This window comes from Variovorax sp. JS1663 (assembly GCF_002157355.1).
GTDB lineage: Bacteria > Pseudomonadota > Gammaproteobacteria > Burkholderiales > Burkholderiaceae_C > Variovorax.
Window position 1 is genome coordinate 1 of sequence record NZ_LYMK01000007.1, and the last position, 14,426, is coordinate 14,426.

Below are 14,426 nucleotides of genomic sequence, written 5' to 3' on the forward strand. Positions count from 1 at the left end.
CGGCGTCCCTGTCATCACAGATCACGTGATACAGGACCTTCGTTGACAACTGGCGAATGCGCAAGCCGGCGGGCTGGCCCAGCCAGCGGGCATCATCTTCGATCCTCTGAAACAGGGTCTCCAGATCGGCGAGCCTGCCCTGCCAGAGGAGCAACCAGGCCTCCATCAGGTTCGCATTGGCTTGCAGGGACCAGTGACCCTCGCTCAGGGTGGCCCTGGCGCCGTCGACCAGGCGCTGAATCTGTGTGCTCACCCCGGGGCGGCTGATGAACATGTTGACGTGGGGCATGCAGCGGAACCACAGTTCGGCATTACCTCCCTGCATGAGCAGATCGACGACCTTGGCAAGGTGCTTGCCGGGTCCGTCGACCGGGCCGTGGTAGCCCTCGTACCAGAAGTCGAGCAGTTCGCTGATCGTCTCGGTTTCGAGATCCATGGGCCGGGCTCGAACTGCCTGGCTCAAACGCCGGGCCTCTTCCCACTGATCACAGAAGCACATGGTCAGCGCCTGCATCGCCCGGGCGCGCTGCGCCTCGTCGTGTCGCCCGATGGCGTCGAAGCTGGCTGCGGCAGGCGCCATGGTGGAGCGAATCGCACTGTATTGGTAGTGCGGCCAGGCGCACAGGCCGCGGGCATAGGCCAGCCAGGGCGATCGGGCCTGGAGGTCGGCAGGAAACTGCTCGATCATGCGGATCACCTGGGCGCCTTCGTCGCAGGCCAGCATGTCCGGTGTCGCATCGGCCAGGTCCTGCTGGGCTTGGCGCAGGCGCTGCTCCAGGAAGTCGCGAAAGAGATCGTGCAGGCGCAGCGTCAGTTCCTCGCTTTCCAGCACCGAGGTGAACAGCCGGCGACGCTCGATGTGCTCCATCAACTGGGCCGCGCGCGGATTGCCGCTGATCTGTTCGCAGCGAGCCACCGTGAGCTCGGGCAGCAGGGAGCAGCGCAGGAGAAACTCCTGCAGTTCGTTCGGCAAATCTTCGAAGACTTCGCTGGCCAGGTATTCGAACAGGTGACGGCGGCTTTGCCAGGCATCTTTCGGCGCGGCCACGGCCGATCGCTTCGATGCTTCGAGGCTCAGGCAAAGGCCGGCGGCCCAGCCCTGGGTCCGGTCGAACAGGTGCTGTGCCTGCTCGGGGTCGTCCCGGCCGGTGGCGTGGCGCCACAGGTCCTGCACTTCCTTTCTGGAAAAGCCCAGGATCGTCTCGTCGAACTCGGCCACTTCGCGCCGGGCACGCCAGCGCCCCAGAGCCAGTGGCGGCTCCACGCGTGTTGCGATGACAAGGGTCCAGCGCTGCGGCAAGCCCTCGATCAGGTGCCCCAGGAACTCGAACATGCGGGCATCCGCAACCGTGTGCAGGTCATCCAGCACGATCACGCCGCCGGCCGGCGCGTCGGTGGCTTCGAGCGTAGCGGCCAATGCGGACGCCGCCTCGCGCAGCCTCCCGTGGGCCCCCAGTTCGAACAGGGCCTCGGGCGCCAGGCGCCACGGCGGATCCAGGGGTTCCAGCGCTTCGATCAGGTGGAAGAGGAGCCGTTGAAGATCGTCCTCTTCGTCCGCGGTCAGCCACGCGATGGCGCAGGCTGGCGGAAGTTGCTGCAACTGGCGCGACAGCGCAGCCGTCTTGCCGTAGCCAGCGGGCGCCACGAGAAGGACCAGGCGCCGGCTCGCCAGTGCGTTGCCCAGTTGCCGTTCGAGCTCGCCGCGTTCGATCAGCCCCCGGCGGAAGCGGGGCGTCTGGATCTTGGCTCTGGTGAGGGTGCCGGTTTGCATGCTCGAAATAGGACGAGGTCTACTGACTCCGGACTATAGTGATGCAAACGAAAGGTTGGATGATGGCGCCGTGGGCGGCAGCAGTCACTTGATCGCGCCGGCACCAGAGTACCCGCACGCGAGCATGAGATTTCCTTCCTTTGTCTCTCGCCGCACGGCCCTGGTCGTGGCTGCTGCCGGCTCGCTGCTGTTGCCCGCAAGTCCCGCCGGCTCGCAGGGCACCTGGCCGAACAAGCCTGTGCGCATCGTCGTTCCCTTCCCGGCTGGCGGCACCACCGACGTTCTTGCGCGCACGCTGGTGCCGGAATTGTCCAAGGCCTTCGGCAGGCCGTTCATCGTCGACAACCACACCGGCGCCGCCGGCAACGTAGGCACGGAAATCGTCGCCAGATCGCCCAACGATGGCTACACGCTGCTGATGGGCACCCTGGGCACGAACAGCATCAACCGCTCGCTCTACCGCAAGCTGTCCTACGATCCGATCAAGGACTTCACGCCGATCACGCTGGTGGCCGTGGTGCCGAATGTGGTGGTCATGAATGCCGAGAAGGCGAAGGCGCTCGACATCGACAGCGTGGCGGACTTGGTGAAGTACGCCAAGGCCCACCCCGGCAAGCTCAACATGGCCTCGGGGGGCAGCGGGACCTCGCACCACCTGACTGGCGAGCTGTTCAAGACCATGACGGGCAGCTTCATGACGCACATCCCGTATCGCGGAGCGGCGCCTGCGCTGATGGACGTGGTGGGCGGCAATGCCGACCTGATGTTCGACAACCTGCCCTCATCGATACAGCAGATCAGGGCCGGCAAGCTCAAGGCGCTGGCCGTGACCAGCGCGCAGCGATCGCCGGCTCTGTCCGACGTGCCGACGGTCGGGGAGGCCGGCGGCCCGGCGCTCAAGGGCTACGAGGCGAATTCTTGGTTCGGCCTGCTGGCGCCCGCCGGCACGCCGCCGGAGATCGTCAAGCGCATCCAGCAGGAGGTCGCCAAGGCGCTGGGCACCACGGCCATCAGGGAGAAGATGATGGCCCAGGGCGCCGTCCCGGGCGGCGGCACGCCGGCCGAGTTCGCCAAGCTGATCGACAGCGAACAGGTCAAGTGGGCGAAGGTAGTGAAGGCTTCGGGCGCGAGCGTGGACTAAGGGCCTGATAGCGGCCTCAGTGGGTCGCGTACGTGCGGTACCAACCGGCCGCCTGCATGCGCGAGGCCAGGTCGAGCCGATCGAGGATGCGTGCGACGCGGCGCTTGACGGTGTGTGGGCTCAGGTCCAGGGCCCGTGCGATCAGCTTGTTGCCGGCGCCACCAGCAGGACCAGGCGCGACGCCGGTCTGCATATTGAAGAGCGCGCCCTGGATATGCGAATAGGTGCCGATGCCGTAGTTGCCGATGCTGTACTTGCCGGGGTTGGCTCTCACCATCGCGACGAAGCTCTTCAGATCTCCAGCAGGCGAGTCCAGTGGCACGGCCAGCATGTTCAGACTGCGCGCGATCATCGTGACGGGCGCCAGGTCCTTCAACGGATCGTAGGGCAGCTTGTCCATGAGCGACGGCTGCAGTATCAATGACGTGATGCCGATGAGCACGGTATACCCGTCAGCCGGCGCCTTGACGACGAAAGCGTTGCCGATGGTGCCGCCCGCGCCAGGACGGTTCTCGACCAGTACGGTTTGCGGAACACGGAACAACCCCAATCTAGGCTTGGCCGCCCGAAGGCGCTCGCACTTTAGCCAAGGGTTAATTCAAAGGTTCTCAAGCTGGCTACAGCAGCCACTCGATCGGCAGCAACGACAGGAAGTCGACCCACAGGCGCCGCAACACGCCGGCGCCGGGCTCGGTGGCGAAGCGCGTCTCGCCCTGTGTGTCGCGCTCGATCCATTCCATGCGCCCGCCCGCGGGGGTCAGGCGCACCTCGTAGGCCTGGGTCGGCACCACCTTGTCGATCTCCTCGGCCAGGCGCCGTGCCAGCACGGGGCTGTCGATCACCACGCCCATCTCGGTGTTCAGCCGCACCGAGCGCGGGTCGAGGTTGAGCGAGCCGACGAAGATGCGGTCGCGGTCCACCGCGAAGGTCTTGGCATGCAGGCTCGCGGCGGAACTGCCGCCCGGATTTCTGTGCCGCTCCTCCGCCGGCCGCGGCGGCGGCGCGGCGCCGGGCTTGAGCTCGTAGAGCACCGCGCCGGCCTCGAGCAGTTCCTTCCGGTAGCGCGCGTAGCCGGCGTGGACCGCGCTCACATCGGTGGCGGCCAGCGAATTGGTCAGCACCCGCACTTTCACACCGCCGCGGGCCAGCGCTGCCAGGTCGCGCGTCCCGTCCTGGCCGGGCACGAAGTAGGGGGACACCAGGTCGAGTTCGCGGCGCGGGTCGCCCATGGCCTCCCTCAGGAGCGGGAACATGAGGCGCGTCTCCCCGTCGGAAGCCGGCTTCGCCTTCGAGGGCTGGTCGCTGACGATGCGCGCGTCGGCCCATTCGAAGCGCACCCGGTGCTCATTGACCTCGCGGATCAGCGGAGTCTGGCGCACGGCTTCCAGGTAGCGCTGCGTTTCGGGCAGTTGCTTCAGCTGGGCCCACTGTGCCTGCAGCGCGGCCGCGGCGCCTGGTGGCGGGCGGGGCAACAGGCTGGCGACGGGGTAGGCGGCCTCGCTGTTCCAGTACACGTCGAACTCGCGCGAGACCTCGCGCACCACCGGCCCGACCGCGGCCACGTCCAGATCCTGGAAGCCCAGCTGCGAGTTCGCGCCGTAGTACTCGTCGCCTACGTTGCGGCCGCCGACGATGGTGACCTGGTTGTCCGCGGTGAAGGACTTGTTGTGCATGCGGCGGTTGACGCGCGAGAAGTCGAACGCGAAGTCCCCCATGCGGAAGCCGCGGTTGGCGAAGGGGTTGAACAGCCGAACTTCGATGCGTGGGTGCGCGTCGAGCACCGCCAGCGCGCCGTCCAGGCCGGCAGTGTTGTTGTCGTCGACCAGGATGCGCACCCGCACGTCGCGCTCGGCGGCGTTCCAGGCGGCTTCGAACAGCAGTTGGCCGGTGGTGTCGTCGCGCCAGATGTAGTACTGCAGGTCGAGGCTGCGCTCGGCCGCCTGCGCCAGCGCGACCCGCGCGGCGAATGCTTCCTCGGCCTCGATCAGCGGCAGGATGCCGGAGCGGCCCGGATGGGCTGCCAGTTCGGGCGCCAGCTCGCGGCCGAGCTGCGTGTCGTCCGTGCTGGTGAAGGCGAAGGAGGGGGGGCGCTCGACAACCGCGGGCAGCACCGCGCAGCCCGAGAGCCACAGGCCCAGCGCAAGGGCGAGAAGAACGCGCAACCGGAGCAGTGATGGCATGGCCCGGGAGCGTACCCGAGCGCGAGCCTTCTCAGAGTTTCGGGATGCGCAGGGTCTTGCTGATCATCAGCGTGCCTGAAAGCGCGAACAGCAAGGTCAGCGGATGCAGGACCCAGGGCCCGAGCATCCATTCACCGCCCCAGACCGCATTGCCGATGCGGCCCTGCCAGGCGGCCCAGGCCAGCACGGCGACGAGCACGACGCTGGTGGGGATCGGCGTGCCTTCGAAGTACTTGACCTTGTCGCCGCCGGCCGAGAGCGACTCGGCCGTGACGTTGAAGCGCGCCAGCCGGCTCACGCCGCAGCAGACGAAGTAGACCAGGATCACGCAGTCCCAGCCGCCGTCGAGCCCAGCCGCGAAGCCGAGCGCGGCGGGGGCCACGCCGAAGGAAATCACGTCGGCCAGCGAGTCGAGCTCGCGCCCGAGCGCCGATTGGGTCTGCCGCCAGCGCGCGATGCGGCCGTCGAACACGTCGAACACGAAGGCGGCCGGCGCGAGTGCCGCGGCCCAGAGGAAGTGCGCGAGCGACTGGCTGGCGATGAAGGCCATCGAGAGGAACACGACGCCGACGCCGCAGGCCGCATTGCCCAGGGTGAACATGTCGGCCAGGTGGAAGCCGCGGATCATCGAGAAATGCTTGCGGGCCAGCGCAGCGACCGGGGCAGGGGTGGGCATGGTCGTTCTTCAGTGGATGGGATGTGGTGCACCTTAGCGCACCCACGGCACCGGCCGTGTAGTCGCAGACCGATGCCGCCCGTTGCTTCAGGCCGGCACTGCGGCGGCCTCGTGGAGCTCTGCGATCTCGGCGAAGCGCCGCAGCAGGCTCGCCGCCGCGGTGGTGGCCGCCACGCGACCGCGCAGCGCGGCCGGATCGAGGCCGCGAGTGCGCAGCTCCCCGGCCGTGCGGTCGATGTAGTCGCGCATCACCTCGTCGTCGAACTCGGGGTGGAACTGCAGGCCCCAGGCGCGCGGGCCCACGCGAAAGGCCTGGTGCGGCTCGAAGGCGTTGCCCGCCAGGCGCACCGCGCCCGGGGGCAGCCGCAGCGCACTCTGCCAGTGCACCACCTGCGCCTGGAAATGCGCTGGCAGGGCCTTCAGCAGCGGATCGTCCACCGCCTCGGCTGTCAACTCGACACCGACGGTGCCGATCTCCGGTCCGCCGGGATGGTCGCCGGCCTCGCCGCCGAGCGCGTGCGCGAGCAGTTGGTGGCCGAAACAGATGCCCAGCAGCGGCGTGCCGTGCGCGACCAGTTGCGCGAGCCAGGCGCCGGTGGCCTCGCTCCAGGCCTCGCGGTGCGAGACCATGGCATGCGAGCCGGTCACGATGGCGCCGGAAATCTGTTGCGGCGGCGGCAGGGTGTCGCCGCGGCGCGGGTCGAGCACCACGATGGGCAGGCCGATGGGGCCCAGCCCCTCGCTCACCCAGTGCTCGAAATCGCCGCGCGTCTCGCGCAGCGCGTTGAAGGTCTCGCCGGCCTTGATGATGGCGAGCGGACGGGGGCTTGAATCTTCCATGGCCCGATCATGCCGCAGGCCGGAAAGCCTCGATGGCCGCCGGCACCCGTTGCGCCACGCGCAGCACGAGCGCGCGGCGCTGCGGTGCCTCGCGCCAGCGCGCGCGGGCCTCGCGAGCCCCGGTTTCCCAATCCGGATGGCTGCGCGCCGGCTGGGCGGCGCGCACCAGCTCGGCCAGCGGGCGCCGTGCGGCGTCCAGGTCCTGCGCCGCGCCGCCGGCGGCGATGCGCTCGACCGCCGCGTGGCCGCGCAGTTCGAGGGCGCGCAGCAGCTTCAGCTGCCAGGCAGCGAGGACCAGCAGCACGCTGTCCTCGACGGTGAGCTCGCGCAGGTCGCGCAGCCGGTTGGCGAGCTTGCGGCCCAGCGGCCCGAAGCCCTGCGACAGCGCGCCACCGATGGCGCCCCCCAGGGCTGCGCCGGCGCCCAGGGAGAGCCCGGCCAGCGCGAGGTCGGCCACCACGCCGACGGCGGCGCCCACGGCCACGCCCTTGCCCAGCAGCACACCGGCGTCCTTCAACGCCTCGGGGTGGAAGAAGTCCATGGTCCAGCGGCCCTCCACCAGCGGCAGCGGCGCCTCGTCGGCATCGTTCTCGCGGAAGCCGTAGAGCGCCAGCAGGTCGGAGGCGCAGCGCTGGGCCTTGTCGAACACGGATTTCTGCAGCGCGGCGACCAGGCGCGTGCGGCTGCTCTCGATCTCGAACTCCACGGCCGACGCGGTGCGGCGCGTGGCCGCCGCATCGACCAGCAGTTCTGCGATGCGCTCGCCCGCGGCCTGGCGGCGGCGCGCGGACTCCTCGTCGAGGAAGGCGGCGATGCGGTCCAACTGCGCACGGCGCTCGCGCAGCAGCGTGGAGAGATCGCGGTAGAGCTCACGCTCGGCGCCGACGAAGGGCGCGGCGGCGTCGAATCGCACCACCACGTGCAGGCCGTAGGCGGAGAGCAGCTCTTTCCAGGCCCCCTCGCGGCCGCCGGCCTCGCCCAGGAAGTTCAGCACCGGCAGCAGCGGGCGGGCGCAGGCACCGAGCAGCTCGATCTCGGCGCGGAACTTGGGCAGCACCGGCTCGCGCGCGTCGATGACCAGAAAGGCGGCATCCACCTCGAGCAGGGCGCGCAGCACCTTGGCCTCCTGCTCGAACACGCCGTGCGCCTCGGGGCCGGCGAGGAAGCGGCGGATGCGCTCCGGCGGGGTGAGCTCGCCGCGCGCGTCGACGGCCGCGTCGATGTGCTCGCGCAGCGCGACGGCGTCTTCCAGGCCGGGCGTGTCGAGGAAGCGCACGGCGGCGCGGTCGTCCACCTGCAGCTCGATGGCTTCGACGTGGCGCGTGGTGCCGGGTTGATGCGACACCTCGCCGAAGTCGATCCGGCGCGTCAGCGTGCGCAGCAGCGAGGTCTTGCCGGCGTTGGTGTGGCCGACGACCGCGATGCGGATGGGGGTGGCGTCGTTCATGCCCATCCGCGCAGTGCGTTTGCGGCCTCGTCGCTGGCCTCGAAGCGGTCGAGGCCGGTCTCGGCCAGCCAGGCATGCCAGCGGTCGCGGGCCTCCTGCGATGCGCCGCTGCCGAGCAGCCACAACCGGCATTCGCTGCTGAGCGAGGCCAGCTCGCGGAGAAAGCGTTCCGTGCCGCGGTCCGGGCTCGTGGCAGCGTTGCAGCCCACCAGCAGCCGGCGCGGGCGAAGCTGCGCCAGCAGATCCAGCGCCTCGCGCCGTGCACCGGCGCTGCCGTCGACGCGCAGCGTCCGGGCGCCGGCCGCGTCAAGCGCCGCCGGCGGCCAGGGCAGTTCTTCGGGGAGCTCGAAGCCGATGGCCAGCAGCATGTCTCGGGTCTCGCCGGCAGCCGGGCCGGCCGGTGCACCGTGCCGGGGGCTGCCCGGGTCGGCATCGACGATCTGCCGCGGCGCCAGGGCCTCGAAGCGCGCAAGCAGGCGGCGGTGGTAGGGCTGCGAGAGCTCGGGGCCCAGCGCCTGACGGCGCACCTTCCAGACCAGCGCGCAGAGCAGCGCGAAGAACAGCCGAGGCAGCAGGCCATAGGCCACGATGCAGCCGGTGAGCCACAAGGCCCAGTCGCGCTGGCCGGCCGAGGCGACGCGTGGCGCGAGCACGGTCTGCGCGTCCGGCACCGGAAAACCCAGCCAGGCCGGCACGCGGCCGAGCAACTCGACCAGGCGCACGAAGAAGGCGGGATCGAGGATGGTGGTTTCCCAGCTCAGCGTGTAGCTGCGGAAGGCCAGCGCGAAGAGGAGGGCGGCCAGCACCACCGCGAAGGACAGCGACCAGATCGCATGGCTGGCGAAGCCGAGCACCCAGGGCAGCAGCCGGGCGCGCGCCAGCAGCTGCGTGGCCGCACCCAGCAGAAGAGGGGCCTGCCCGTGCCGCCCGCCGGCGACACGCGCCGTCAGCGCCAGCCACAGCCAGCCGAGGGAGAGGTTGAGCGAGCCCAGCGGCAGCACCACGCCGAGCAGCCACAGCAGCAGGGTCAGCAGATGCAGGCCCAGCAGGCCGGTCAGCGCGACCACCACGTTGATGCTGCGGCTCTCGCCCGCCACGTTGCCGGCCAGGCCCAGGCCGAGCAGGACGATCAGGGCCACCAGGGCCAGCAGGATCCAGGGAGAGGCGGCGCGGGCGCGGGCCCATTCATCCTGCAATCCGATGCGCTGCCCGAGCCGGCGGGCGCGCTCGAGGATGCGGCCGGCGCCGTCGCTTCGAAGCGCTATCGCTTCGCGCATCGCCTGTGCGTCGTCGAGCGGGCCGGTCTCCTCGACCTGCTGTACCGCCTCGGCGATCACCGCATCTTGGAATGAGAAATGGGGCGCTCCGGAATTCAACGGCTTCCTTCAACGGGAGCGCGAAATTATGCCCGGCAGGCCCGTGGCGCCGTCCCATGAAAAAGCGGGGCCACTGAGGGCCCCGCGATCCGGACGGGTGGTGTGGTCAGCGCAGGCCGAAGAACGAGAGCACGGCCACGACGACCACAACCAGACCGACGATGTAGATGATGGAATTCACGGTGCAAGCTCCTCTGCGATGTCCAGGCCTCCAGTGTGCCGGCCCGGCGGTCCCGGGTTGTAGTCGCCGGGCGCCGGGGGCTGTAGGACGCCCGGGCGAGCCGGGGCAAGTCAGGCGGCATGGGAGGCCGTGCTTTCCTCCTCCAGCTCGCCGCCATCGTCCTCGCCCAGGAAGCCGCCGCTCTGGTGCGCCCACAGGCGCGCATAGAGCCCGCCGCGGGCCAGCAGCGTGCGGTGGTCGCCCTGCTCGACGACGCGGCCCTGGTCCAGCACCACCAGCCGGTCCATGGCGGCGATGGTGGAGAGCCGGTGCGCGATCGCGATCACGGTCTTGCCTTCCATCAGCCGGTAGAGGCTGGCCTGGATCGCGGCCTCGACTTCCGAGTCGAGCGCACTGGTGGCCTCGTCCAGCAGCAGGATCGGCGCGTCCTTGAGCATCACGCGCGCGATGGCGATGCGCTGGCGCTGGCCGCCCGAGAGCTTGACGCCGCGCTCGCCCACGTGGGCCTCGTACCCGCGGCGGCCGTTCGGGTCGCCGAGCGATTCGACGAAGTCGTGGGCCTCGGCGCGCTCGGCGGCCGCGCGGATCTGCTCGGCGCTGGCCTCGGGCTTGCCGTAGGCAATGTTGTCGGCCACCGAGCGGTGCAGCAGGGAGGTGTCCTGCGTGACCATGCCGATGTGGGCGCGCAGCGAATCCTGTGTGACCTTGGCGATGTCCTGCCCGTCGACCAGGATGCGGCCGCTCTCCAGGTCATGGAAGCGCAGCAGCAGGTTGACCAGCGTGGACTTGCCCGCGCCCGAGCGGCCGACCAGGCCGATCTTCTCGCCGGGCGCAACGGTCAGCGTGAGGTCGTCGATCACGCGCCGGCCGCCGTCGGCATAGCGGAAGCTCGCATGCTCGAAGCGCACCTCGCCGCGGGGCACGGTAAGTGGGCCGGCGTGCGGCGCGTCGAGCACGGTGCGCGGGCGCGAGAGGGTCTTCATGCCGTCCTGCACGGTGCCGATGTTCTCGAAGAGGCTGGTCATCTCCCACATGATCCAGTGCGACATGCCCTGCAGCCGCAGCGCCATGGCGGTCGCAGCCGCGACGGCACCCACGCCCACCGCGCCCTGCGACCACAGCCACAGGCCCATGCCTGCCATGCCGGCGGTCAGGCCCATGCTCAGCGTGTGGTTGGTGATTTCGAAGGCGCTCACCAGGCGCATCTGGCCATAGCCGGTGGCCATGAAGTCCTGCATCGCCGCGCGGGCGAAACCGGCCTCGCGGTGGGCATGGGAGAACAGCTTGACGGTGGCGATGTTGGTGTAGGCGTCGGTAACGCGGCCGGTCATCAGCGCACGCGCGTCGGCCTGCGCCTTGCCGACTTTGCCCAGGCGCGGCACGAAGAAGAACAGGGTGCCGATGTAGAGCAGCAGCCAGACCACGAAGGGCAGCATCAGCTGGCGGTCGAGCACCGCGGCCAGCACGATCATGGTGGCGACGTAGACGCCCATGGCCACCAGCACGTCGGCCAGCACGAAGACGGTCTCGCGCACGGCCAGCGCGGTCTGCATCACCTTGGCAGTGATGCGGCCGGCGAACTCGTCCTGGTAGAAGGCCATGCTCTGGCCCAGCATCAGGCGGTGGAAATTCCAGCGCAGGCGCATCGGCAGGTTCACCGCCAGCGTCTGGTGCTTGACGATGGTCTGCAGCGCCACCACGGCGATGCTGGCGGCCAGGGCGATGCCCAGCCACGTCAGCGTGGTGCCGCGCTCTTCCCACAGCCGGGCCGGCGCCTGGTGGCCGAGCCAGTCGACCACACGCCCGAGCATGGCGAACAGCAGCGCCTCGAAGGCCGCCATGACGGCGGTGAACAGCGCCATCGTGAGGATCTTGCCGCGCAGGCCCTCGGTGCAGGCCCAGAGAAAGGCGAAGAAGCCTTGCGGCGGCAGGGTGGGTTCGGCGGAGGGATAGGGGTGGAGTAGTTTTTCGAAGTAACTGAACAAGGAGGGGTCTCCGGCAAGGGCGTCACTGTAGCTGTGGTGCATATGCTTATGCCTCGGAAGGGTTTGAGCGTGTGTCCCGTGCAGGGCGCGCCTGGCCAAAAATCCCTAGACTGCCGCTCATGAACACGCCGAACGCGCCAAGAACACTGCCCACTTATTTCATCTCCCACGGCGGCGGCCCCTGGCCGTGGATGCAGGAGGAGATGGGCCAGGCCTATGCCGGGCTCGCGGCCGCGCTGGCCGACATGCCGCGCCAGATCGGCCGCACGCCCGACGCCATCCTCATGGTCTCGGCGCACTGGGAAGCGCCGGCCTTCACCGTGATGGGCAACCCCAAGCCGCCCATGATCTACGACTACGGCGGCTTTCCCGAGCACACCTACCACGTGCGCTACGACGCACCCGGCTCGCCTGCGCTCGCGCGCCGCGTGCAGGGCCTGATCGAGACGGCGGGCCTGCCGGCCGCCTTCGATGCCGAGCGCGGTTTCGACCACGGCATGTTTTCGCCGATGGCCGTGATGTACCCGAAGGCCGAGGTGCCGACGGTCCAGCTGTCGCTGCGCCAGGGACTGGATCCCGCCGAGCATGTCGCGCTCGGCCGCGCGCTGGCGCCGCTGCGCGACGAGAACGTGCTGATCGTCGGCAGCGGCCTGAGCTACCACAACCTGCGCCATTTCGGACCGCAGGCGCGCGACGTGTCCAAGGCCTTCGACGACTGGTTGGGCGACACAGTCGATGCGCCATCGGCACAGCGTGTCGAGCGCCTGCTGGCGTGGTCGCAGGCCCCCGCCGCGCGCATCGCGCATCCGCGCGAGGAACACCTGATCCCGCTGATGGTCGCCATCGGCGCGGCCGGGGAGGAAAGGGGCGTGCGCGTCTACCACGAAGACGCGTTCAGGGGCGGCGTCTCGGTGTCCAGCTACCGCTTCGGCGCGGCTGCCGGCGATGCCTGATGCGCTGCACAATGGGCCGGTGACCGACGCATCCTCTCTTTTCGACCCCGCGGCCGATGCGAATGCGCAGCGGCTGATCGCGCGCCTCGACGCGCTGTCCACCCATCACGACGCCGTGCACGACGGCCGGCGCGTGCGCTGGCGGCGCTTCGGCCAGGCCAGTGACCAGCGGCCGCCGCTGGTGCTGCTGCACGGCGGCCACGGCAGCTGGATGCACTGGCTGCGCAACATCGAGGCGCTGAGCGCCGCGCGCACGCTGTGGCTGCCCGACATGCCGGGTTTCCACGACTCCGACGAGCCGATGCCGGCAGCCGCCGGCCAATCGCTGCTGGAGCCGGCGCTCGATGCGCTCGTCGGATCGCTGGCCGGCCTGGTCGGTGCGCAGACCCCGATCGACCTGGCGGGCTTTTCCTTCGGCGGACTGGTCGCTTCGAAGTTCGCGCTACGGCGCGGCCACGTGCGGCGGCTGGCCCTGCTGGGCAGCGCGGGCCACGGCACCAAGCGCCGCATGAGCGTGCAGATGATCAACTGGCGCGAGGCGCGGGACCGGCTGGAGGAGCGCTCGGCGCTGCTGCACAACCTGCGCGCGCTGATGCTGCACGAGCCGGCCGCCATCGATGCGCTGGCCTTCACGATCCACGACCTGTCCTGCCACGGCACGCGCTTCCGCAGCAAGGAGATCTCGATGGCGGGCGGGCTGCAGGCCGCGCTCGATGCCTTCGCCGGCCCGGTGCTGCTGCTGTGGGGCGAGCATGACGTGACGGCCGATGCGCGGCCGCTGGTGGCGCAGCTGGCCGCCGGGCGGGGGCAGCGGGAGGGCGCCGTGATCGACGGCGCCGGCCACTGGGTGCAGTACGAGCGGGCGGTGGAGGTGAACGCGCTCCTGCTGCGCTTCTTCGCCTAGGAATACGTTCTCCCCCAGGCTCCCCGCTTCGTGTGGTCCGCCAACCCCCTCTCCGGGGGCAACACCAGCGGCCCGGCAAAGCCGGTTCCGCGGTGTTCGCTGGCTGGGCGGCTCCGAACTCAAAGATCGATGGTGCGTATGTGCTGCGCCCAGAACGCGGCATCCGGAAAGCCGCCGGCGGCAGCCGCCATGTTGTCCGCCATGTGTTCCGGCCGGCTGGTGCCGGGGATGGTGCAGGTCACGGCCGGATGGCTCAGCACGAACTTCAGCAGCAGCTGCGGCCAGCTGGTACAGCCGATGTCCCCGGCCCAGGCGGGCACGGGCAGGCGGGACAGCCGGCGCAGCAGTCCGCCACCGCCCAGGGGCATGTTGACGATCACCGCCAGCCCGCGTTCGGCGGCCAGCGGCAGCAGGCGCTCCTCGGCCTGGCGCGCGTTGATCGAATAGTTGATCTGCAGGAAGTCCAGCGGCTCGGCCGCGAGCACCGCCTCCACCTCGGCATAGGCCGAGGCGGTGTAGTGCGTGATGCCGATGTAGCGCACGCGGCCCTGCGCCTTCCAATCGCGCAGGGTGGGCAGGTGGGTGCGCCAGTCGACCAGGTTGTGCACCTGCATCAGGTCGATGCAGGACGTGCGCAGGCGCTGGGACGACTGTTCCATCTGCGCGATGCCGGCCTCGCGGCCGGAGGTCCAGACCTTGGTGGCGAGGAAGGCCTGCTTGCGCTGCTCGCCCGCGGCCAGCAGCTCGCCGACCACGGCCTCGGCGCGGCCGTACATCGGGGAGCTGTCGATCAGCCGGCCGCCGGCGGCGAACAGTGCATCGAGCACGCCGGGCAGGCGCCGGCGCTCGGGGGTGCCGGGACTGGCGTCGAAGCCGAGCCAGGTACCGCAGCCGATCAAGGGCAGGGTTTCGCCGGTGGAGGGAATGGGGCGGGTGGGGATTGGCAGGTCCACGCGCAATTTATCCCATAAA

Annotated in this window: 12 protein-coding genes; 3 read left to right on the forward strand and 9 right to left on the reverse strand. The window is 69.9% G+C overall.

Annotation, left to right across the window (positions count from 1 at the left end):
• Positions 1-1,771, reverse strand: a 1,771-nt coding sequence (locus A8M77_RS08090) for an AAA family ATPase (protein WP_337590012.1), incomplete at its 3' end; no start/stop codon positions are given.
• A 124-nt stretch (positions 1,772-1,895) separates the two neighbouring features.
• On the opposite strand from A8M77_RS08090, the gene A8M77_RS08095 reads away from it, so the two are divergent.
• Positions 1,896-2,912, forward strand: coding sequence for a Bug family tripartite tricarboxylate transporter substrate binding protein (locus A8M77_RS08095; protein ID WP_086921193.1), 1,017 nt, complete (start codon positions 1,896-1,898; stop codon positions 2,910-2,912).
• Positions 2,913-2,928: 16 nt separating this feature from the next.
• On the opposite strand, the gene A8M77_RS08100 is transcribed toward A8M77_RS08095, so the two are convergent.
• The 7 genes from A8M77_RS08100 to A8M77_RS08130 form a co-directional block, all read right to left on the reverse strand.
• Positions 2,929-3,456, reverse strand: coding sequence for a LuxR family transcriptional regulator (locus A8M77_RS08100; RefSeq protein WP_143694562.1), 528 nt, complete (start codon positions 3,454-3,456; stop codon positions 2,929-2,931).
• A 73-nt stretch (positions 3,457-3,529) separates the two neighbouring features.
• Entirely contained in the window at positions 3,530-5,092 is a 1,563-nt protein-coding gene (locus tag A8M77_RS08105) for a phospholipase D family protein (RefSeq protein ID WP_086921049.1), read from the reverse strand.
• 31 nt (positions 5,093-5,123) lie between these two features.
• Complete coding sequence (locus A8M77_RS08110; protein WP_086921050.1) at positions 5,124-5,768, reverse strand: CDP-alcohol phosphatidyltransferase family protein; 645 nt, start codon at positions 5,766-5,768, stop codon at positions 5,124-5,126.
• An 87-nt stretch (positions 5,769-5,855) separates the two neighbouring features.
• A complete protein-coding gene (locus tag A8M77_RS08115) occupies positions 5,856-6,608 on the reverse strand; it encodes a glutamine amidotransferase (protein ID WP_086921051.1) in 753 nt (250 codons plus the stop codon).
• Between the two features lie 7 nt (positions 6,609-6,615).
• Positions 6,616-8,055 carry a GTPase/DUF3482 domain-containing protein gene (locus tag A8M77_RS08120; protein ID WP_192871564.1) on the reverse strand — a complete coding sequence of 480 codons (1,440 nt, stop codon included), beginning with the start codon at positions 8,053-8,055 and terminating at the stop codon, positions 6,616-6,618.
• The gene (locus tag A8M77_RS08125) at positions 8,052-9,431 is read right to left on the reverse strand and encodes a DUF2868 domain-containing protein (RefSeq protein ID WP_238136750.1); all 1,380 of its coding nucleotides are present in this window, start codon (positions 9,429-9,431) and stop codon (positions 8,052-8,054) included. Before A8M77_RS08125 ends, A8M77_RS08120 begins: the two co-directional genes overlap by 4 nt.
• Positions 9,432-9,722: 291 nt before the next feature.
• Positions 9,723-11,597 carry an ABC transporter ATP-binding protein gene (locus tag A8M77_RS08130; RefSeq protein ID WP_086921053.1) on the reverse strand — a complete coding sequence of 625 codons (1,875 nt, stop codon included), beginning with the start codon at positions 11,595-11,597 and terminating at the stop codon, positions 9,723-9,725.
• A 119-nt stretch (positions 11,598-11,716) separates the two neighbouring features.
• Between A8M77_RS08130 and A8M77_RS08135 the strand changes: the two genes are divergently transcribed.
• Both A8M77_RS08135 and A8M77_RS08140 read left to right on the forward strand, forming a co-directional pair.
• Positions 11,717-12,550, forward strand: coding sequence for a DODA-type extradiol aromatic ring-opening family dioxygenase (locus A8M77_RS08135; protein WP_192871566.1), 834 nt, complete (start codon positions 11,717-11,719; stop codon positions 12,548-12,550).
• A gap of 19 nt (positions 12,551-12,569) precedes the next feature.
• Positions 12,570-13,454, forward strand: coding sequence for an alpha/beta fold hydrolase (locus A8M77_RS08140; RefSeq protein WP_238136751.1), 885 nt, complete (start codon positions 12,570-12,572; stop codon positions 13,452-13,454).
• A 119-nt stretch (positions 13,455-13,573) separates the two neighbouring features.
• Here the strand turns inward: A8M77_RS08140 and A8M77_RS08145 are convergent, their stop codons facing one another.
• Positions 13,574-14,401, reverse strand: coding sequence for an aldo/keto reductase (locus tag A8M77_RS08145; RefSeq protein WP_086921196.1), 828 nt, complete (start codon positions 14,399-14,401; stop codon positions 13,574-13,576).
• Positions 14,402-14,426 lie beyond the last annotated feature (25 nt).

What these genes read in the sequence shown, in the direction of transcription:
- A8M77_RS08135 (WP_192871566.1), top strand. Translation starts at nt 11,717, where the DNA reads ATGAACACGCCGAACGCGCCAAGAACACTGCCCACTTATTTCATCTCC.
- A8M77_RS08105 (WP_086921049.1), bottom strand. Translation starts at nt 5,092, where the DNA reads ATGCCATCACTGCTCCGGTTGCGCGTTCTTCTCGCCCTTGCGCTGGGC.
- A8M77_RS08110 (WP_086921050.1), bottom strand. Translation starts at nt 5,768, where the DNA reads ATGCCCACCCCTGCCCCGGTCGCTGCGCTGGCCCGCAAGCATTTCTCG.
- A8M77_RS08115 (WP_086921051.1), bottom strand. Translation starts at nt 6,608, where the DNA reads ATGGAAGATTCAAGCCCCCGTCCGCTCGCCATCATCAAGGCCGGCGAG.
- A8M77_RS08120 (WP_192871564.1), bottom strand. Translation starts at nt 8,055, where the DNA reads ATGAACGACGCCACCCCCATCCGCATCGCGGTCGTCGGCCACACCAAC.
- A8M77_RS08095 (WP_086921193.1), top strand. Translation starts at nt 1,896, where the DNA reads ATGAGATTTCCTTCCTTTGTCTCTCGCCGCACGGCCCTGGTCGTGGCT.